We start from the raw sequence: 20,216 nt of genomic DNA, 5'->3' as shown, positions 1-20,216 counted from the left end.
GAATGGATTTTTTTTCTTAAATTAGTGACGCTAACCAATTTAAAAAATTGAAAATGAGCGAAAACGAAAACGAAAAAGATTTAGGAGATAAGGCTAAAGACTTTGCTGACAAAACCTCCAAAGAGGCCAAGAAAACTGCTGATGAATTCAAAGAGGGGGTCAAGGATACCTTTGATAGCAATGACAATAAAAAAATATTGGTTGGGATATTGGCCATTGTCGTAGGTGGTTTTGGTATCCATAAATTTATATTGGGTTATAACAAAGAAGGGATCATCATGTTGGTGGCAACCTTGATATTAGGAGGACTTACCTGTGGGATGCTCGGTTGGGTAGTATGGGTAATAGGCCTTATTGAAGGGATTATCTACCTCACCAAATCTGATGAAGAGTTTTATAATACATACCAAGTAGGTAAAAAACCTTGGTTTTAAACAAAACCAAATCAACTTGGAATTTTTTTAATACCTTTATTATCGCAATTATGCAATAATAGATGATTAGCTATGGGTTATACTAAAATATTAGCGCATACCATAGAGCAGAATGAACTTTCAGCTATATTCAAAGCACTGGCTCATCCTGCTCGTGTTGCTATTCTTCAACACATAAGTGAACAGCCTAATTGTATATGCAACGATATCGTCAACGATATCGATCTGGCACAGGCTACTATTTCCCAACATTTAACTGAATTGAAAAAAGTAGGCTTGATAAGCGGTCATCAGGAAGGGAAAAAGATGTGTTATCGTATAAATGTTGATAAGCTTTACGAAGTAAAACATTTGATTAGTACCTTTTTCAATAAGGTGCAGTAGAAAGATATGCTTTAGATCTTTACAACTTTTTCATAACAGTTAAGAAATATTCATTCAATATTCAATGTCTATCTTGTATAATAGGACCGAGCGTTAAAAAAACATCCGGTGGATGTTTTTAGCGATGGAGCCAGCCGGCGCGCGGGCAAATGGAACCACCGGCTTGCCGCATGGGCATAAAACCAGAAGGCACATGGATAAATTAAGGCCGGTTTATGCGTTGGCAATCATTTTTAGCCAATTGAAAAAAGTATAAACGAGTTCTTTTATCAATTTATTTAAATAGGTAATGAAGAAAATTTTGGTAATAGGGAATGAAAACTCTTGTAGAAGCATTATGGCACATGGTTATTTAAACCATTTTTTGGGGTATAAACTCTTAATTTATAGTGCAGGTTTTAATAAGAATGGGATCAATCCGCGGGCTATTGCGATCATGCAGGAAGACGGAGTTGATATAACAGGAATAACGAGTAATACCATAGACGAATATAAGCTTGAAAAGTTTGACTGTGTAATTTCGGTATGTGGTTTTGTCGATGTGATCGCGGCAAATTTTAAAGATTCGCTAAAGTTTATTTATAAGGAATTCAAAGACCCGGTAAGGTTAAGAGGTTCTGAAGAGGCCGTTCACAGAGCTTTTGAAAAAACCCGAAACGAAATCAAGCTATTTTGCAAGCAGATTATAAAAGAAAATAAGTGGTAGCACAATCAACTTTTAAAAATCCTGCTCAAAGCTGATCCATTTATTATCAAGTTGAAGGTTAAAAACCCTGCAATTCTATTGCAGTTACTTTAGTTTCTATAAACTTTGACTATGAATACACGGATATACTAATAGTTATTTGAAAATTATTCGTGTATCCGTGGCAAAACAGACTTTCAGTCTGCTATAAACCTATGGATTTCAAATCCATAGTGGTTTAGTGTTCAAAAAAAGGCTCTTTTGTTAAATAAACCTTAATTTTTTTTGCGAAAAAGTTGGTCAATTTGAATTTCATTTATAAGTTTGTCCACTTATTAATAATAAGTCTAAATAAAAAAAAGAAAAAATGAAATTCAGAAATCTACTTATGGTACTGTCTGTATCTGCCATGGTTTTTACCTCATGTTCATCAGACGATGATAACATTAATGAGAATGAAGGAGGATATACAATACCCGCTTCATATACATTTGAACGTAACGGAGAAAGCTCAGTGAGTCATGGAGGTCAAGACACCAGACTGTTAATGTTGGATGAAGTGAGAGCAGAGATAAAGACTTCAGAAAATTGGCCATTGGAGGAGCAACACTTGTTAAACATGTATAGTAATACCGATGCTCCTTTTGATGATGTAGCACTTAACGAAGCGACTTCAAAACAATTAAAAAGTAAAACTGCTGCTTCAGCGGATTATTTTGTAAACCTTAACGGAGGTGGCTCCACTGAAGAGCAGCTAGCAGTAAGAGCTGATTTTGAAGCTTGGTTGTCCGGAGCTGCTGATGCTTCTGTAAATGGAAGCTCAGAAACACAAGCATCTGCTGGTGTTGCCGGTATAATTGAAGGTGGACGCTTGGTAGGAGCCAACGGACTCGAATTTGAACAACTCATGGCCAAAGGCTTAATGGGTGCTTGTTTAATGGATCAGATATTGAACAACTATTTAAGTACAGCGGTGTTGGATGAAGCTAACAACATAACCAATAACGATGAAGACGTTCTGGATGAAGGTAAAAATCACACCGTTATGGAGCATAAGTGGGATGAAGCTTATGGATATATCTACGGTGCCGGAGGCGGAAAATACTGGGATGGCTACATTGATGAGGTAGATGCGGATCCTGATTTTGCAGGAGTAAGAGCCGCTATCGATGAAGCATTTATTACCGGTAGAGCCGCTATTGTTAATAAAGATTATGGAACAAGAGATGAGCAAGTAGCTATCATCCGTGAAAATTTATCCTTGGTTGCTGCCGTAAGAGCTGTTTATTACCTTAAAAGCGGGGAGTCAAATCTAACTCCTGATGTTACAGCATCATTCCATGCATTATCTGAGGCTTACGGATTTATCTTAAGCTTGCGTTTTACACAAAACCCGACTACAGGAGAGCCTTATATCTCAAAAGAAGATGTGGACGCTATTTTAGATGATTTAATCGCTGGAGAGAACGGTCTTTGGGATGTTGATCATTTGAATGCAATACTTGATACACGTTCTGAAGAAATTGCAACTGCCTTTGGATTTACGGTTGCTGGGGCGGCAAATAGTGCTGAATAATATAAAAAGAGGGAGATTGATTGTCTAAAAAGCCCTTGGTGAATTTAACTTGTCAGCATGATATCTGAATTTGCAGTTTTTTAGACAACTTCTTTAAATATTTAAATATTTAAATAAATAATTAACCGATGAAGAAGATACTTTTGTTTTTCAGTTGTGTGGCTTTCTTAGCTTGTAGTGGTGGTAGTGACGACTCGGGAGGAGAACAGCCTAAAGGAGTGGATCCGTTTGACCGCGAGGCGATGTTGACAAACTGGGCAGATAATATTATAATTCCTGCCTATGTGGATTACCAAGCAAAACTCGAAGTTTTAAGTACAAAAACAGAAGTGCTTGTTTCTACCGGTACAGATGAAACAGGGCTAAGCGAACTCAGAAGCGCTTGGTTAGAGGCTTACAAGGCATTTCAGCATGTTTCTATGTTTGAAATTGGTAAGGCTGAAGAGCTGAAATTACATGATTTCACCAATATTTATCCGGCTCAGACTGATGCTAATGATAATGATAGTGAGGGGATCAATCAAAATATTCAGTCTGGATCATACGATTTAACTACACTGTCTTCTATAGACGAGCAGGGTTTTCCGGCACTCGATTACTTGTTATTTGGTTTAGCTGAAAGCGATGCTGATATTTTGTTGCTTTACACTACTGATGCATCAGCTGATAATTACAAACAATATTTAACCGATGTGGTGAGCCGTTTAAAGTCGTTAACAGATCAGGTCACAGCAGATTGGCAAGGGAATTACCGAAATACTTTCATAAATAATTCAGGAAGCAGTAGTACCAGTTCAATCAATAAACTGGTCAACGATTTTATTTTTAATTACGAAAAGAACGTACGCGCAGGTAAAGTGGGGATTCCTGCAGGCGTATTTTCAAGCGGTACGGTTTTCCCCGATAAGGTGGAAGCTTATTATAATAACGATGTCTCAAAAGAATTGTATTTGGAAGCGGTGAATGCTTCCCAGGATTTCTTCAACGGAAAAGCATTTGATGGGAGTTCAACCGGAGAATCATTAAAGAGCTACCTCGATTATATGCACGAGATCAATGAAATTGCAGGGGATAAGCTAAGTGACTTGATTAACTCTCAATTTACTACAATTAAAAATAAGTCGACAGCATTATCCAATAGTTTTAGCGCTCAAATAGAAACCGACAATTCACTTATGATAAGCTTGTACGACGAACTGCAACGCAACGTGGTATATTTTAAAGTGGATATGCTTTCTACTTTGAGTATTAGTGTAGATTATGTTGATGCTGATGGCGATTAACAGATGAGTTCAACACATATCAAATATTTCGACAAAGTTACGGAGGCTGCACCATTGGCAGTCTTTCGTGTTTTGTTTGGGGTACTTATGTGTGTGAGCATCATCAGGTTTATGGCTTTGGGTTGGGTCGATAAATTATACATTCAACCCGAATTCTTTTTCTCATATTACGGTTTTGAATGGGTAAAACCCATAGGGGTTTATACCTACCTCGTTTTTATTTTTTGCGGACTTTCAGCTTTCGCCGTAGCTGTTGGATATAAATATCGCATGGCCATTATCTGCTTTTTTTTGAGTTTCACCTATATAGAGCTGATGGACAAAACGACCTATTTGAATCATTACTACTTCATCAGTATCACAGCTTTTTTGATGATCTTTTTGCCTGCAAATGTTTATTTTTCCGTGGATGCAAAAAGAAATAAGGATAAAGTGTTTCAAAAAATCCCGAAATGGAGTATCGATGCCGTAATGCTGCTTATTACCATCGTATATTTTTATGCCGGACTCGCAAAACTGAATTCAGATTGGCTTTTTAATGCCATGCCCTTAAAAATATGGCTGCCTTCAAAATACGATATTCCGCTGTTGGGAGACTTGTTTCAACAAGAGTGGACGCATTACGCTTTTAGCTGGATAGGTGTGGCATACGACCTATCCATTCCGTTTTTGTTGTTATTTAGACGAACCCGGATGTTCGCATTCATACTCGTGGTGGTTTTTCATGTGTTTACGCGGATCATGTTCCCCATAGGGATGTTCCCCTATGTGATGATTTTTTCGGCGTTGATCTTTTTTAGTGCAGCATGGCATCACAAATTCCTGGGGATGCTTTCAGCAACTTTAAAAATAAACAAAGCCTATTTTGATAATGGAAAAACCTTCCCGACTATCAACACAACATTTTCTGGGTTTAAGCGGATAATAATTCTTTTATTTTTTGCAGTGCAATTGCTATTCCCCTTCAGGTATTTGTTGTACCCCGGGGAACTTTTTTGGACCGAAGAAGGCTATCGATTTTCGTGGCGGGTAATGCTGATGGAAAAAGCCGGACATGCCGATTTTAAAGTGAAAGATGCGGTTACGAAACAATCTTTTCATGTGGATAACAGCGAATTTTTAACACCTTTCCAGGAAAAACAAATGTCGTTTCAACCTGATTTTATTCTGGAATACGCACATTTTTTACACGATCATTATAAAAAACAGGGTATAACAAACCCCGAGATATATGTAAACAGCTATGTAACCCTTAACGGGCGCCGTAGTCGACCATTTATAGACAGTACAGTAAATTTGGCGGACGAAAAAGAATCGTTTGCTCATAAAACATGGATATTACCATTTGAAGATGAAATTAAAGGCTTGTAATTTAATGTGTTTCCTGATGCTTTCAGGATTTGTTTTTTCCCAAAATAGTATAAAGGGAGTAGTTGTTGATCAAGAAACAGGTCTTCCGGTGCCTTTTGTTGAAGTGTATGATGAAGCAATAGGCAAACTTGTTGAGACTAATGATGATGGTAGCTATGAGCTTGCTGATGTTGATGAGGGAATCCATAAAATAACATTTTTCAGTTACCAGTATACCACCTTGAAGAAGGATGTTGAAGTCAATGGAGATAAGATCACGAAGTTGGACGTGGAGCTCTATCCTTTAGCTGTTGAATTATCAGAAGTAGTCATTTCGCAGAAGCGGAAAGAACTTTTTGCCTTAAAACGATTAAAAGATGTTGACGAAACAGCCATTTACGCAGGAAAAAAGAGTGAAGTGGTACTGGTAGGTGAGCAAATGGGAAATATGGCGATTAATAATGCCAGACAGGTATTTTCACAAGTAGTAGGGTTGAATATATATGAAAGCAATGATGGCGGACTCCAACTGAACATAGGAGGGAGGGGACTCGACCCCAACCGTTCGGCAAATTTCAACATAAGACAAAACGGATATGATATAAGTGCCGATGTTTTAGGATATCCGGAAAGTTATTATACACCCCCGACAGAAGCCCTTCAGGAAATCCAAATAGTAAGGGGGGCGGCCTCGCTTCAATACGGAACACAGTTTGGCGGATTGGTGAATTTTAAAATAAAAGAACCTGTAGCCGATAAAAAGATAGCGTTGGTGAGCAGACAAACATTGGGATCAAACAGTCTTTTCACGAGTTTTAATAGTTTGAGCGGTACGATGGGCAAGTTTAGTTATTATACCTATTACAATTACAAACAAGGTGATGGTTATCAGGATAATTCAGAGTTTGATTCGAGAAATTTTTTTGCCAACCTGAATTATCGGTTTTCTGAAAGAACGAGCTTGAGTTTCGATTATACTTATTTTTATTATCTGGCACAGCAGGCCGGTGGGTTGACAGATGTCATGTTTTTGGAAGACCCTTCACAAAGTATCAGGGAAAGGAACTGGTTTTCGGTAGATTGGAATTTGTTTGCCCTAAAATTTAAGCATGGGTTTTCAGAAAATACCATGTTTACCTTGAATCTCTTCGGACTCGATGCTTCCAGAAAAGCACTTGGATTTAGAGTGAATAGGGTGTCCCAAACCGATGAAGGCGGGGAACGCGACCTGATTACAGGGAATTTTGTAAACTGGGGGGCAGAAGCCCGTATACTGACCAAATACAATTTTAAAGACCATCAGAATGCTTTATTGTTAGGGGTGAAATATTATCAGTCAGATAACAGTGCTATTCAAGGACCTGGGAGCGCTGGTAGTGATGCTGATTTTAACTTTTACACTGATGAATATCCAAATTACCCCAATCAATCGGATTATGATTTTCCTAACCTTAATCTGGCGTTTTTCGGGGAGAATATATTCAAATTCTCTGAAACATTTTCAGTTACACCGGGCTTTCGGGTAGAGTTTATCAATACCAAAGCAGACGGTTTCTATAGAAATATCAATCAGGATAATGCAGGGAATGTAATTCAGAATGAAACGATTGAAGAGAACGATAACTTTGAGCGTTCACTGGCATTACTGGGATTGGGACTAAGCTATAAACCGGTGGACGGATTGGAAGTATATGGTAATTTTTCACAGAATTACAGATCGGTTACTTTTAATGATATTCGTATAGCCAATCCTTCTTTTCAGGTCGATGAAAATATTAACGATGAAAAAGGTTTTACGGCAGACTTGGGACTTCGCGGACAGCTTTCCAATAAAGTGTCTTATGATGCAAATGTATTTGGCTTGATGTATAACGGCAGGATAGGAGAGGTGTTAGTGGCTGAAGATAATAGGGTGATACGAAAAAGAGGAAATATTGGAAAAGCTTTTATCTATGGATTGGAAACTTTTGCCGATTGGAATATTTACAAAACCTTTTTCAATGGAAGTCCTGAATACCGATGGAACCTTTTTGTAAATACGGCTTTCACCGATTCGGAATACTTGGAATCTGAAGTGCCTGGAGTTGAAGGAAATAAAGTGGAGTTCGTACCGAATGTCAATTTTAAAACAGGAACTACCTTTGGTTATAAAAACTTTTTGGCTTCACTTCAGTACTCCTATTTGTCCGATCAATATACTGATGCTTCCAATGCACCAATTGATAGAACCGAAAATGTGCGAGGTATAGAAGGGGAGATTCCCGCCTATCATATTATGGATTTGTCATTCTCATACGCATTCTCAAAGTTTAGGATAGAAACAGGAATTAATAATTTGACTAATAACAGCTATTTCACCCGAAGGGCAACAGGTTATCCCGGTCCGGGAATCATTCCGTCTGCACCGAGAACATATTATGCAACCCTCCAGTTTAAGTTCTAAATTCTTGCGAACTTGCCTGCCGAGATTAGGTAGGGGACCGAGCGTTAAAAAAACATCCGGTGGATGTTTTTAGCGATGGGGCCAGCCGGCGCGCAGGCAAACGAGACCACCAACTGATACAGGAGGGCATATATAATCAGCTGGCGTACTGGTAAATTAAATTTTGTTATTTGTGAATTGAATTTTAAAATCTACCGATTTACATACCCACTCCATAGTTTTTCAGCTCTTTCAGCAGAAAATGTACCGTCAAAAACCACTAATCGATAGTTTAACGTATAGGTTTTACCAGGTTCCAGAAGCCAATTTTTGGTTTTAGTAGGAGAGTAATTGACAAAGACATCACCAGATTCTTCATCACTAACGGGCCATACCCTGAGGGGTTCCGGATGATTGTAATTGTTTGGGTGTGACATCATGATTATTCCGCCGTAATCATTGCCCAATTCCCCCTGTATCATGCACCATTTTGCCGTAGTACTGTCTACATTCAATCTTGTTTTTCCTTCAGAAGACAGTATTTTACTGTTATTTTTGCCCCATGCTTCGGTAGCTCTGAATCCAAAACCTCCATATCTGTATTTTAAAATTTTAAAAGGTTCATCGGTGGCACAGCTGTAATCTATTTTAAAGTCAACTATATAGTAATTGGCTTCGGGCTGAAAAACGCGAACAGTCTGTAATTCATTCAAGGCTGTTTTTTCTTGGCCATTTTTTAAAACCACATGTTCGTGCATAGTTTGATATGTTGCAGTATCATGATCAGTTGAGATTGATTTAAAGTTGACAAAACGCACTGTGCCTTCCTTTTTTGCCAAATTCCAGAAATCGAGCGTATCGGTTTCAAAAAGAACATGTGTCCACGGATTCCATATTCCATAATGATGATAATGATCTTCGGGCTGAATACGTGTTAATGTATGTCCGCCGATGGTTTTCAACGGATGGATAAATCCACTACGTTGATAAACAGAATCAACCCCTTTTGGAGGGTATTTGACTCCGTAATGATAAGAAACAAGCGGTTTTTTGTTTATTTCTATGGTTAAGACCCCATTCTCCTTTATCAGGTTAACGGGAGTTTCTTCCTCCTTATTTATTTGACCTTTACAGGAAACAAGAAATCCAATAAAGGCAAAAAGTAGTGTTATTTTTTTCATTGGTTGGTTATTTAAATTCCTGCGCAGGCAGGAATCTTTTCATGCTTAACATGAGTTCGATTTATTATAGTTTGAAATTATTTGATATTTGTTAGTTAACACGTTTTTGTTTCCTGTAAGCTTTCCAAAGATTAATCTTATATGCCGAATTCACGTTGTTTATGAATCCTCTTTCTGCTCCCCATTTCCGTTCATAAATTTCCGTTCCAATTCGGCTTGAAATTCTTCCATAACAGGCTTTACAGTACTTTCGGGTAAATCGGCTATTTTGATATACATAAGTCCGTCTACCGAATTGTTGAACAGTGGATCAACATTAAAAGCGACTACTTTTGCATTTTGTTTGATGTATTTTTTGATCAACACCGGTAATCGTAGACTTCCGGGTTCTACTTCATCGATCATGCGGTCGAATTTATTGAGGTCGGCTTCAGTTTCATCAAAGACAAATTCCTTGTCGGCATCCTTCAATTTGACCTTGAATTCTTTTTTCGGACTGATATATTGAGCCACATACGGATCCCAGTAATGTGATTTCATAAATTCGATCATCAGCGATTTAGAAAATTTCGAAAATTGATTGCTGATGCTTACTCCGCCAATCAAGTATTTGTGTTCGGGATGGCGAAGTGTCGTGTGCACGATCCCTTTCCAAAGCAAGAACAAAGGCATGGGTTTTTGCTGATATTCACTCACGATAAAAGCCCTGCCCATTTCTATGGATTCGCTCATCATTTTATAGAGTTCTGGCTCAAATCTGAAGAGGTCTTGCAGGTAAAAACCATTAATGCCTTTTGTTTTGAAAATTTCGGCACCCAATCCCATTCTGTAGGCGCCAACGATAGCTTTTTCTTTGTTATCCCACAAGAAAAGGTGGTGGTAATATTCGTCAAATTCATCAATATCGGTGGCTTGATTGGTGCCTTCACCAACTTCTCTAAATGTAATTTCCCGAAGCCTGCCTATCTCCCGAAGTATATATGGCATCTTTTTGGCTTTAGAAAGGAAGACTTCAAAATTCTTACTTTGAAGCAGACGAAGATCATTTTCCCTTAGGCCTTCCACCTCCCTGCTCATAAGATCTTTGCTCACAGGAGTTATAATTTCTTTTGGTGAGCGGGGAAATTTAAAGCTTGTAGGGACTTTGTCAAATAAACGGCTCTTGTCATACGCATTAGAGAGCATGTATGTTTTTCTGCGTAGGAATTCGGTGAATTCATCCAGATTGTCAAACTCCTGCTGGGCTTTTACACTGATGGGGCGCCCAATTCGTACCCGGATAACACGGTTTCGCTGGGTCAACAATTCTGAAGGCAATTTGGCAGTACGCAAAGTGTCACTGATTTTTGACAGCCGATAGAACAAACGGCTATTTTTTGCATGAAAATAAATAGGAACCACCGGAACCTCTGCTTTTTTTATGAGCTTCATAGCGGCTTCTTCCCAAGGCCTGTCTACTATAAGTTTGCCATCCTGATAAGTAGAAACTTCTCCGGCAGGGAAAATTCCCAAAGGATGCCCATCCCTGATATGTTGTAAAGATTGTTTAAAGCCCATAATGCTGCTTTTGGCATCTTTGTGGTCTTCAAACGGATTTACTGGCATGATGTAGGGGACAAGTGGTTTTATGCGGTGTAACAGGAAATTGGCTATGATTTTATAATCTGGTCGTTGCTCCAATAATAATTTTAAGAGGAGAATGCCGTCTATTCCACCCAGGGGATGATTGGAAATGGTAATATACGCTCCGTCTTTGGGCAATCTTTTTAGGTCTTCTTTTGGGATTTCAAAATTGATCTCAAACTCACCCAAGATCGAATTCATAAAATCGAGGTCGGTTTTATCTTGGTGTTTAGTATAAATTTTATTAAGAGTGGAGATGTTGAGCACTTTCATGAGTCCCCAACCGACAAAGGTTCCTAAAAAACCGTATTTGTCCGCCTTGATTACTTGTGCAACCTCTTTAGCAGTTACTAATCCCATTTATAATGATATTAATCAAATCAAAACAAAAGTACATTAAAATTTCTCATTGAAAATTTGTACTTTTTGGCTACAAAATTTAATTTGTACAGAGGAAATATAGGAAAAAAAACCAAATAGGATTTTATTAAGCTAAAATGCTATTCGGGTTAAATGGGATGTTTCTGAAAAAGAATGACCAAAGATTAACGTACAACCAGTTGAACTGTTTCTTGTGTGCGCTGTTCCACGAGTACTTCCCTTCCATTTTGTAGCGATGCTATCGCTTCTTCGTTAAAGTGTCTTATGGTGTAAAGCGAAACATCTTCATAATGGGTCACCTTGAATTTCGATTTCAGTGTTTTCAGCAAATTGTCAAGATTATTGAATTTGTTGTCCACACAAACAGAAAAACTAATGGCGGAGTTTTGGATAAGGTCCACTTTCATCCTGTTGTCGTGTAAAAGTTTGAACAATTCGCTGATACTGTCTTCGACAATGAATGAAAAATCCAAGGAAGATAATTTCATCAAGGTTTGATTCTTTTTCACAATGAAACATGGGACGTTCGGCGAAATTCCTTTGCCTTTCACTACGGTAGTACCATTTTCTGTTGGATTAACAAAAGACTTAACATGAAGAGGGATCTCCTTCCTTTGCAAGGGTTGCAGTGTTTTTGGATGGATTACTGAAGCTCCGTAAAAAGCGAGCTCGATAGCCTCTCTGTATGATATCCTATTAAGCAGTTCTGCCTTTTCAAAATAACGGGGATCGGCATTCAACACCCCCGGCACATCTTTCCAGATAGTAACTGATTCGGCATTTAGGCAATAAGCAAAAATGGCGGCTGTATAGTCGGAACCTTCCCTGCCCAATGTGGTAGTAAAATTATTGTCATCACTACTAAGAAAACCTTGGGTGATGTTCAGGCTGCTACGGTCTATGTTTTCGGTGATGTTTTTCTGTGTGAGATCCCAATTAACGATCGCTTCCCTGTAATTGTCATCGGTTTTGATATAATCCCTCACATCCAGCCATTGGTTTTTAAGACCTACCTCTTCAAAATAGGAGCTGATAATGGTGGTTGAGATTAGCTCACCGTAACCAACAACTTGATCGTACACAAAGTTGTATTTAGGCGATTTATTCCAAGCCAAAAAACCTTTCACTTGCTCGACCAAATCTTTTACTTTTCCATATACAGGATGTTGGTCGTTGGGGAAAAGATCTGAAAGTATATCGTTGTGATAGTTGATAACTTCTTCAAAAGCGGTATTGAGTTCGTTTTTGTTTTCAAAATAGCTTTTGACTACCGTTTCCATGGCGTTTGTGATTTTTCCCATAGCAGAAACTACCAACAATGTGTTTTCATGTCCAACGGTTTTCAACACATTGACCACATTTCTCACTCCCTCAGCATCCTTTACCGATGCTCCTCCGAACTTAAATATTCTCATCATTTATAAATTATTCTTTGCTATAAAATTTTTGATTCCTTCTTCATCCAATTGAACCGTATCCCAATCCCTCATGACGTTGGCACCGTTCTTTTCATAAAAGTTGATGGCCGGATCGTTCCAATCAAGTACCGCCCATTCAATGCGTTTTACGCCTTGTTCATGCCCGTATTGAATCACCTGGGCAAAAAGTGCGCTTCCCAATCCGGTACCACGCCTGCTCTCCCTTACGATCAGGTCTTCTAGGTGTATGGTTTTTCCTTTCCAAGTAGAATACCTGTCATAAACAAGAGCAATGCCTTCAATCTTATTATCTGCTTCTGCCACAAAACAATGAAAAGCCGGTTTATCGCCAAAGCCATCCCGTTGCAAATCAGCTACGGTCACTTCAACAGCATCCGGTTCTTTTTCGAAGATAGCCAGTTCACGGATAAGCTCCAGCACTTGATTCATGTCTTCTTTTACGGCGGTTCTGATTGTGTACTTCATAACTGTTACAAATATAACACAGAGTTATATATATTTAAAAATGAATTTTAACGAAAACGTTGTAGTTTCACAAAAATAACGATATTTGTGAGCATGAAAACACAAAAAAATGGCTAAAAGAAACCAGACACTAGGAGAGTTTATTATTGAGAACCAAAATGCCTTTCTGTATTCCACTGGGGAGCTTTCAAAATTGATCAACGCCATCCGTTTGGCTGCAAAGGTTGTTAATCATGAGGTAAATAAAGCAGGTTTGATAGATATTTTGGGTACGAGTGGCGATGTTAACGTGCAAGGCGAAGACCAACAAAAACTTGATGTGTTGGCAAACAATAAGTTTATTCAAACCCTGTCCAACAGGGAGATTGTCTGCGGAATAGCATCTGAGGAAGAAGACGATTTTGTAGCGATCAACAGTCTGGACAAAAAACATCAGAATAAATATGTAGTACTCTTTGATCCGTTGGACGGTTCGAGCAATATTGATGTGAATGTTTCCGTGGGGACGATTTTTTCGATCTACAGGCGGGTAACCCCTATAGGAGGTCCCGTGACCATGGAAGATTTTTTACAGCCGGGAAGAAAACAAGTGGCTGCGGGTTATATTGTTTACGGGACTTCAACCATGCTGGTCTACACTACCGGACATGGTGTAAACGGTTTTACCCTTAATCCGGCAATTGGTACCTTCTATTTGTCACATCCCGATATGAAATACCCCGAAGACGGTCAAATTTACTCGGTCAATGAAGGGAATTACATCCATTTTTCTGAAGGGGTAAAAAAATATATTAAATATTGCCAGATGGAGGAGGAAGACAGGCCATATACTTCGCGCTATATCGGTTCACTGGTTTCCGATTTCCACAGGAATATGATTAAAGGTGGGGTGTTTTTGTATCCGAAAAGCAGTAGGGCAAAAGAAGGGAAGTTGCGTTTGTTATACGAATGCAATCCTATGGCTTTTTTAGCGGAGCAGTCCGGTGGGAAGGCCAGTGACGGATTTCATCCTATTTTGGATATCGAACCCAAAGAATTGCATCAGCGGGTGCCTTTTTTCTGCGGAAGTAAAAACATGGTGGAAAAAATTGAGGAATATATGAAGATTTATGGGTAGGAACAGAAATTGAACCGGTAGGGATGCATCTTTAGTGGGTAGGAAATCTGCTCTTCGAAATGTATTTGTTGAACAAAAAATTGGTCCAGAAATGCCTCCTGACTTTGCGGGAACAATATTAGTTTATATCTACGAAGAGCAGTTTTTTCAGCTTTTCAGTATAAAAAGCATCGCAATAAGCAGCCCAAAAAGAATCAATCCCGCAAATTGCCAAATAGGTCCTTTTGTTTCTTTTTTAATACGTCTGCTCTCGTTTTTCAGATTCTCAGGGATTTCTTTTTTACCCATGGCATACTTACAGTGTCCGCACTGTACGGTAACAGTTTTCATAAAAGGGAAAAGAGGGATCCAAAAAATGTGGACATGATGCCTGAAGATATTAAACTGTAACTCCCCTTGGGAGTGACAACTTGGGCAGAAGCCTGTGCTGGAACGAACTGACTTGATATGAGCAGCCCTACTACCAAAAATAATCATATTTGTAGGTTTTTAAATTAAAATTCAGGGGGGATATCGAAAACAAATATAATAGTTTCGGCTTAAAATAAAAAGGTTGTTAATGACATAAAAAAAGGGACACTTTCCAGCATCCCTTTTTTGAGTTTTTATGTAAACCGAAATTATCGGTTCATGTGTTTGATCTCTTCTATAAAAGTTTCCAAATCCACGCCAATATTCAACAGGTACATGGCTTTTTTTACGATAAACTCGGCATTGGCAGAAGTAAAACCAAGACCTATAGCCATACGGATCATAATACGCATTTCATGATCATCTGCAATATGATCTGCATACACCATACGTCCGATATCGTACAAACGCTCTAAACGGGCATCGTATAAAACAGGTGGATTGATCTTATATGCTGTTGGGTTCTCCAAAACAGCTTCGTAATCTTCTTTCGAGATATCTAGGTTGTTGGCCAAACGATCTAAAAATGCTTTTTCTTCGTCATTGATTTCCCCATCGGTCAACGCAACCCTTACTATAGAAGCAAAATGATCACGGTTACGCTCCCTGAAACCACTTGAATATAAATCTGAAATCGACATCGATATTGAATTTTTATTGTGGGGCAAAGATAAATAAACCCGCATATTTTTCAGGGAATTTTTTTGGTTTTTTGAAAATCCCCGTTTGAAGTCTAAAAAGGATATATTTTGGTTAATAACTCTTAAAAACTTATCCTTTTATCTCCGTTTAAATATTCTTATTTTAGCTTTTGGGTTGTGTCACGACTTAATGAACTCATTTAAACTTTTTCCAATTGGCTAAAAAATCGTCCTTTTGCACTTGCTTTTCGTCTTTGTTTCCTTACGTAGCGCTGCTATGTAACTCAAAAAAGTCTTCAACCGAGCACAGGGCTGAGCGTATAAAAATAACCCAGTGGGTTATTTTAGCGAATGAGCCAGCTGGCGCATGGGCTTTTCGCTTCAATCAAAAAAGCTTAAATGAGTTCAAAACTTCAACTTTAAAGAGATAACATTTTTTATGTACCTGATTTTTGATACTGAAACCACCGGATTGCCGAAACGCTGGGATGCCCCTGTTACCGATGTTGACAATTGGCCACGTGCCATACAGATCGCATGGCAGTTGCATGACGAGATGGGAAATGTAATCGAGCATCAGGATTATTTGATAAAACCGGAAGGATTCAATATTCCTTTTGATGCTGAAAAAATTCACGGAATTTCAACCGAATTGGCTCAGGAAGAGGGAATTCCTTTGGGTGAGGTGTTAGATAAATTCAAAGAGGCACTTTCTAAAACCAAGTTCGTCGTAGGTCAAAATGTAGGTTTTGATGTCAATATCATGGGAGCTGAATTCCATAGGGAAAGCATAGATAGTAGCTTGCTCGAACTCCCGGTATTGGACACTTGTACCGAAACCACGGCTGAATTGTGCCGTATTCCCGGTGGGCGAGGCGGAAAATTTAAATTGCCTACCCTTACAGAACTTCACGAATATCTTTTTGGAGAGCCTTTTGCTGAAGCGCATAATGCAACCGCCGACGTAGAAGCGACTACGCGTTGTTTTCTGGAACTGATTAGAAAAGAAGTCTTCACCAGGGAAGAATTGGATGTAAGCCCAGATTATTTTAAAAACTTTTCTGAAGCCAATCCGCAACCAATCGGACTTATAGGATTGAAGCATATCAACCTGAAAAAAGCTTCGAAAAAGATCAGGGAACAGCTGGCGCAAAAAGAACCTTCTGAAGAGCTGTCAAAAGAAGAGCTGAAGCAAAACATTAGGGAGTTGGCTGAAGTCGATTTTGTTCACCTTCATAACCATACCCAGTTTTCAATCCTACAAGCCACTTCCAGTATCCCGGATTTAGTATCGGCAACGGCCAAAGCAAAAATGCCCGCTGTAGCCATGACCGATATGGGGAATATGATGGGAGCCTTCCATTTTGTGAAAGAAGTAGGGAACCACAACAAAGCGGCCAAGGCGAAAAATGAAGAAGCCATTGCCAATGGGGAAGAGCCTGAAGAGTTGGAAATAAAACCTATTGTCGGGTGTACACTCAATGTATGTGAAGATCATTTAAACAAAAAAGTTAAAGATAACGGGTATCAGATTGTGATGCTGGCCAAAAATAAAAAGGGATATCACAATCTGGCAAAAATGTCATCCATCGCCTATACCGAAGGGTTCTATTATGTACCCCGGATCGATAAAACCGTTGTAGAAAAATATAAAGAAGATATTATTGTCCTCACAGGAAACCTCTATGGGGAAGTGCCTAGCAAGCTCTTGAATGTAGGGGAAACCCAGGCAGAAGAGGCCTTACTGTGGTGGAAAGAGCAGTTTGGGGACGATTTGTACGCTGAGATAATGCGTCACGATCAAGAGGATGAGAACAGGTTGAATGTTGAACTGATCAGATTGGCGAACAAACACAATGTAAAACTGGTAGCGACCAACAACACCTACTATATTAATAAAGATAATGCTAATGCACACGATATTCTATTGTGTGTAAAAGACGGCGAGAAAAAAGATACGCCCATAGGCCGGGGTCGAGGTTATCGTTACGGTTTGCCAAATAGTGAATATTACTTTAAAAGTGCTGACGAAATGAAAGCGCTTTTTAAAGACCTTCCGGAAGCCATTATCAACATCCAGGAGGTTGTCGACAAAGTGGAGCCTTTTGAACTGGCAAGGGATGTACTCCTTCCGGCATTTACCATTCCGGAGGAATTTCAGATGGAAGAAGACAGGGAAGACGGTGGCAAACGTGGGGAAAACAAATATTTAAGACACCTCACTTATGAAGGGGCGAAGCATCGCTATCCTGAAATTACAGAGGAGATACGCGAACGCCTGGATTTTGAGTTGAGCGTTATCGAGAATACCGGATATCCGGGATATTTCCTGATTGTTCAGGATTTTATAGCTGCTGCTCGGGAAATGGACGTGTCCGTCGGACCCGGAAGGGGGTCTGCGGCAGGTTCTGCCGTGGCATATTGTTTGGGGATTACCAATTTGGATCCCATTGAATACGACCTACTTTTTGAGCGTTTCTTGAATCCCGATAGGGTGTCACTTCCCGATATTGATATTGATTTTGATGATGAAGGGCGAAGTAGGGTGATGGATTATGTGATCGAGAAATACGGAGCCAATCAGGTGGCACAGATCGTCACCTACGGAACGATGGCAGCAAAATCGTCCATCAGGGATACGGCCAGGGTGCTTGATCTTCCGTTACACGATGCAGATAGGATTGCCAAGTTGATTCCCAATATGAAACTGGCCAAAATCTTTGGTTTTGATGATGCAAAATTGAAATCGAGTTTGCGTGCAGATGAATTGCTGAAGGTCAACGAACTTAAAAATATATCCGAAGGGAATGATTTGGAAGCACAAACTGTAAATCAAGCAAGGGTGCTCGAAGGTTCGGTACGTAACACGGGAATTCATGCCTGCGGGGTGATCATCACACCGGATGATATTACAAAATTCGTTCCTGTTTCCATCGCAAAAGATTCCGATCTGTATGTAACCCAATTTGATAACTCCGTCGTGGAAAACGCCGGACTGTTAAAAATGGACTTCTTGGGATTGAAGACATTGACCTTGATCAAAGACACGGTCAAATTGGTGAAATACAAACACGGGATCGATCTGAATCCGGATGAATTTCCGTTGGACGATCAAAAAACATACGAACTCTTTCAAAGAGGGGAAACCGTAGGGATATTCCAATACGAATCTGCCGGGATGCAGAAACACATGAAAGATCTGAAACCTACTGTGTTTGCCGATCTTATTGCCATGAATGCCTTGTATCGTCCGGGGCCGTTGGAATATATCCCGAGTTTTATCCGAAGAAAACATGGGGAGGAAGAGATCAAATATGATCTCGAAGCCATGGAGGAATACCTTAAGGAAACCTATGGGATCACGGTCTACCAGGAGCAGGTGATGTTGCTTTCCCAAAAACTGGCCGGATTCTCCAAAGGTGAAGCCGATGTACTTCGTAAGGCCATGGGGAAAAAGATATTTTCCTTGCTGGAACAATTGAAGCCGAAGTTCTTGGATGGTGGTGAGGAAAACGGACATTCGCGGGAAACCTTGGAAAAAATATGGAAAGACTGGGAGGCCTTTGCGAGTTATGCGTTCAATAAATCACATTCTACCTGTTATGCGTGGATTGGTTATCAAACGGCTTATTTAAAAGCGAATTACCCGGCGGAATATATGGCGGCAGTGTTGTCGAACAATATGAATGACATCAAGCAGGTGACTTTCTTCCTTGAAGAATGTAAACGGATGGGAATTACAGTGCTCGGTCCTGACGTAAACGAATCCTACTATAAATTTACGGTAAACAAAGACAATGCAATCCGTTTTGGAATGGGGGCGATAAAAGGTGTTGGACGAGGTGCTGTAAAAACCATAGTTGAATGCAGGGATGAAGAAAAATACAAATCAGTTTTCGATTTGGCCAAGCGGGTCGACCTAAGGGCGGCCAATAAAAAAGCATTTGAAAACTTGGCTTTGGCCGGTGGTTTTGATTCTTTTGGGGATACACACAGAGCACAATATTTTCACGATGAAGGCGATGGGATTACCTTCTTGGAAAAGGCCATAAAATATGGAGCAAAGTTTCAGGAAAATGCAAATTCTTCCCAGGTGAGTCTCTTTGGAGAAGCGAGTGAAGTCCAAATTCCCGAACCACAGGTGCCACCATGTGATTCGTGGGGGACTATGGAGAAATTAAGACGGGAAAAAGAAGTGGTGGGGATCTATATTTCCGGACACCCCTTGGATGATTTTAAAACGGAAATAAAGGTGTTCTGCAATAGCAATGTAGGGGCTTTTAATGATCCTGAGCAGTTACTGAACAGGGAAGTCTCTTTTGCCGGGGTGATTACTGATGTGCAACACCGCACTTCAAAAAACGGTAAAGGCTGGGCCATTTTTTCGGTGGAAGACTACACAGATACATACGAGTTTAAGATTTTTGGGGAAGAATATCTGAAGTTTCGCCATTTTCTGATGATTAACTCCTTTATCTATATCAAAGTGTATATAAAAGAGGGATGGACCAATAGGGAAACCGGAAAGAAAGGTGACCCGAGACTGCAATACAACTCGATGGAACAACTTCAGGATGTGATGGATAAATATGCCAGAAAACTAACCATTCATCTACGGTTGGAAGAACTGGCAGAACAACGTATTGAAACATTGAAACAGGTGATTTCATTACACAAAGGCGATAGTACGCTGAATTTTGTAGTGCATGAAATTGAAGAAAAAATAAAACTCAACATGCCAAGCCGAAAACAAAAAGTACAAATCTCCAACGAACTCCTCGACCAGCTCAAACAAGAAGATGTGGTTTATAAGTTGAATTAATT

General features: G+C 39.5%; 15 protein-coding genes. 9 read left to right on the top strand and 6 right to left on the bottom strand.

All coding sequences use genetic code 11. From position 1 onward, the window contains the following. Positions 1 to 53: 53 nt before the first annotated feature. From OOZ15_RS14220 to OOZ15_RS14190, 7 genes are all read left to right on the top strand, one after another. Positions 54 to 434 carry a TM2 domain-containing protein gene (locus OOZ15_RS14220; RefSeq protein WP_265957092.1) on the top strand — a complete coding sequence of 127 codons (381 nt, stop codon included), beginning with the start codon at positions 54 to 56 and terminating at the stop codon, positions 432 to 434. 72 nt (positions 435 to 506) lie between these two features. Beyond that, positions 507 to 818: an ArsR/SmtB family transcription factor gene (locus OOZ15_RS14215; RefSeq protein ID WP_265957091.1), complete on the top strand. Its 312-nt coding sequence runs from the start codon at positions 507 to 509 to the stop codon at positions 816 to 818. A gap of 289 nt (positions 819 to 1,107) precedes the next feature. Then, positions 1,108 to 1,524, top strand: coding sequence for an arsenate reductase ArsC (locus OOZ15_RS14210; protein ID WP_265957090.1), 417 nt, complete (start codon positions 1,108 to 1,110; stop codon positions 1,522 to 1,524). Positions 1,525 to 1,870: 346 nt separating this feature from the next. After that, complete coding sequence (locus OOZ15_RS14205) at positions 1,871 to 3,079, top strand: DUF4856 domain-containing protein (protein ID WP_265957089.1); 1,209 nt, start codon at positions 1,871 to 1,873, stop codon at positions 3,077 to 3,079. Positions 3,080 to 3,207: 128 nt separating this feature from the next. Then, positions 3,208 to 4,362 (top strand): imelysin family protein, encoded by a 1,155-nt coding sequence (locus tag OOZ15_RS14200; RefSeq protein WP_265957088.1) that lies wholly within the window; start codon positions 3,208 to 3,210, stop codon positions 4,360 to 4,362. A gap of 3 nt (positions 4,363 to 4,365) precedes the next feature. Continuing rightward, a complete protein-coding gene (locus OOZ15_RS14195) occupies positions 4,366 to 5,733 on the top strand; it encodes an HTTM domain-containing protein (protein ID WP_265957087.1) in 1,368 nt (455 codons plus the stop codon). Then, entirely contained in the window at positions 5,714 to 8,155 is a 2,442-nt protein-coding gene (locus OOZ15_RS14190) for a TonB-dependent receptor (protein WP_265957164.1), read from the top strand. The genes OOZ15_RS14195 and OOZ15_RS14190 overlap by 20 nt, the downstream gene beginning before the upstream one ends. A gap of 191 nt (positions 8,156 to 8,346) precedes the next feature. Here the strand turns inward: OOZ15_RS14190 and OOZ15_RS14185 are convergent, their stop codons facing one another. The 4 genes from OOZ15_RS14185 to OOZ15_RS14170 form a co-directional block, all read right to left on the bottom strand. Beyond that, on the bottom strand, positions 8,347 to 9,315 hold the full coding sequence (locus OOZ15_RS14185; protein WP_265957086.1) for a DUF6807 domain-containing protein: 969 nt from the start codon (positions 9,313 to 9,315) through the stop codon (positions 8,347 to 8,349). Between the two features lie 159 nt (positions 9,316 to 9,474). Beyond that, positions 9,475 to 11,298 (bottom strand): GNAT family N-acyltransferase, encoded by a 1,824-nt coding sequence (locus OOZ15_RS14180; RefSeq protein ID WP_265957085.1) that lies wholly within the window; start codon positions 11,296 to 11,298, stop codon positions 9,475 to 9,477. Positions 11,299 to 11,483: 185 nt separating this feature from the next. Beyond that, positions 11,484 to 12,734, bottom strand: a complete 1,251-nt coding sequence (locus OOZ15_RS14175; protein WP_265957163.1) for an aspartate kinase — start codon at positions 12,732 to 12,734, stop codon at positions 11,484 to 11,486. Positions 12,735 to 12,737: 3 nt separating this feature from the next. Beyond that, positions 12,738 to 13,223 (bottom strand): GNAT family N-acetyltransferase, encoded by a 486-nt coding sequence (locus OOZ15_RS14170; RefSeq protein WP_265957084.1) that lies wholly within the window; start codon positions 13,221 to 13,223, stop codon positions 12,738 to 12,740. Positions 13,224 to 13,332: 109 nt separating this feature from the next. On the opposite strand from OOZ15_RS14170, the gene fbp reads away from it, so the two are divergent. Beyond that, a complete protein-coding gene (gene fbp, locus OOZ15_RS14165; RefSeq protein ID WP_265957083.1) occupies positions 13,333 to 14,340 on the top strand; it encodes a class 1 fructose-bisphosphatase in 1,008 nt (335 codons plus the stop codon). Between the two features lie 147 nt (positions 14,341 to 14,487). Here fbp and OOZ15_RS14160 read toward each other — a convergent pair whose 3' ends face one another. After that, complete coding sequence (locus tag OOZ15_RS14160; protein ID WP_265957082.1) at positions 14,488 to 14,817, bottom strand: zinc-ribbon domain-containing protein; 330 nt, start codon at positions 14,815 to 14,817, stop codon at positions 14,488 to 14,490. Between the two features lie 143 nt (positions 14,818 to 14,960). Further along, positions 14,961 to 15,392 (bottom strand): tellurite resistance TerB family protein, encoded by a 432-nt coding sequence (locus OOZ15_RS14155; protein ID WP_265957081.1) that lies wholly within the window; start codon positions 15,390 to 15,392, stop codon positions 14,961 to 14,963. 439 nt (positions 15,393 to 15,831) lie between these two features. On the opposite strand from OOZ15_RS14155, the gene dnaE reads away from it, so the two are divergent. Continuing rightward, entirely contained in the window at positions 15,832 to 20,214 is a 4,383-nt protein-coding gene (gene dnaE, locus OOZ15_RS14150; RefSeq protein WP_265957080.1) for a DNA polymerase III subunit alpha, read from the top strand. Positions 20,215 to 20,216: the final 2 nt, after the last annotated feature.

Origin of the sequence: Galbibacter kalidii (assembly GCF_026241135.1) — a bacterium.
Lineage (GTDB): Bacteria > Bacteroidota > Bacteroidia > Flavobacteriales > Flavobacteriaceae > Galbibacter.
Note: the sequence above shows the minus strand (reverse complement) of the source record. Positions and strands in the feature narration are given on the sequence as shown.

Coding starts and splice junctions, on each gene's coding strand:
- OOZ15_RS14220 (WP_265957092.1), top strand. CDS start 54: ATGAGCGAAAACGAAAACGAAAAAGATTTAGGAGATAAGGCTAAAGAC.
- OOZ15_RS14215 (WP_265957091.1), top strand. CDS start 507: ATGGGTTATACTAAAATATTAGCGCATACCATAGAGCAGAATGAACTT.
- OOZ15_RS14210 (WP_265957090.1), top strand. CDS start 1,108: ATGAAGAAAATTTTGGTAATAGGGAATGAAAACTCTTGTAGAAGCATT.
- OOZ15_RS14205 (WP_265957089.1), top strand. CDS start 1,871: ATGAAATTCAGAAATCTACTTATGGTACTGTCTGTATCTGCCATGGTT.
- OOZ15_RS14200 (WP_265957088.1), top strand. CDS start 3,208: ATGAAGAAGATACTTTTGTTTTTCAGTTGTGTGGCTTTCTTAGCTTGT.
- OOZ15_RS14195 (WP_265957087.1), top strand. CDS start 4,366: ATGAGTTCAACACATATCAAATATTTCGACAAAGTTACGGAGGCTGCA.
- OOZ15_RS14190 (WP_265957164.1), top strand. CDS start 5,714: ATGAAATTAAAGGCTTGTAATTTAATGTGTTTCCTGATGCTTTCAGGA.
- OOZ15_RS14185 (WP_265957086.1), bottom strand. CDS start 9,315: ATGAAAAAAATAACACTACTTTTTGCCTTTATTGGATTTCTTGTTTCC.
- OOZ15_RS14180 (WP_265957085.1), bottom strand. CDS start 11,298: ATGGGATTAGTAACTGCTAAAGAGGTTGCACAAGTAATCAAGGCGGAC.
- OOZ15_RS14175 (WP_265957163.1), bottom strand. CDS start 12,734: ATGAGAATATTTAAGTTCGGAGGAGCATCGGTAAAGGATGCTGAGGGA.
- OOZ15_RS14170 (WP_265957084.1), bottom strand. CDS start 13,223: ATGAAGTACACAATCAGAACCGCCGTAAAAGAAGACATGAATCAAGTG.
- fbp (WP_265957083.1), top strand. CDS start 13,333: ATGGCTAAAAGAAACCAGACACTAGGAGAGTTTATTATTGAGAACCAA.
- OOZ15_RS14160 (WP_265957082.1), bottom strand. CDS start 14,817: ATGATTATTTTTGGTAGTAGGGCTGCTCATATCAAGTCAGTTCGTTCC.
- OOZ15_RS14155 (WP_265957081.1), bottom strand. CDS start 15,392: ATGTCGATTTCAGATTTATATTCAAGTGGTTTCAGGGAGCGTAACCGT.
- dnaE (WP_265957080.1), top strand. CDS start 15,832: ATGTACCTGATTTTTGATACTGAAACCACCGGATTGCCGAAACGCTGG.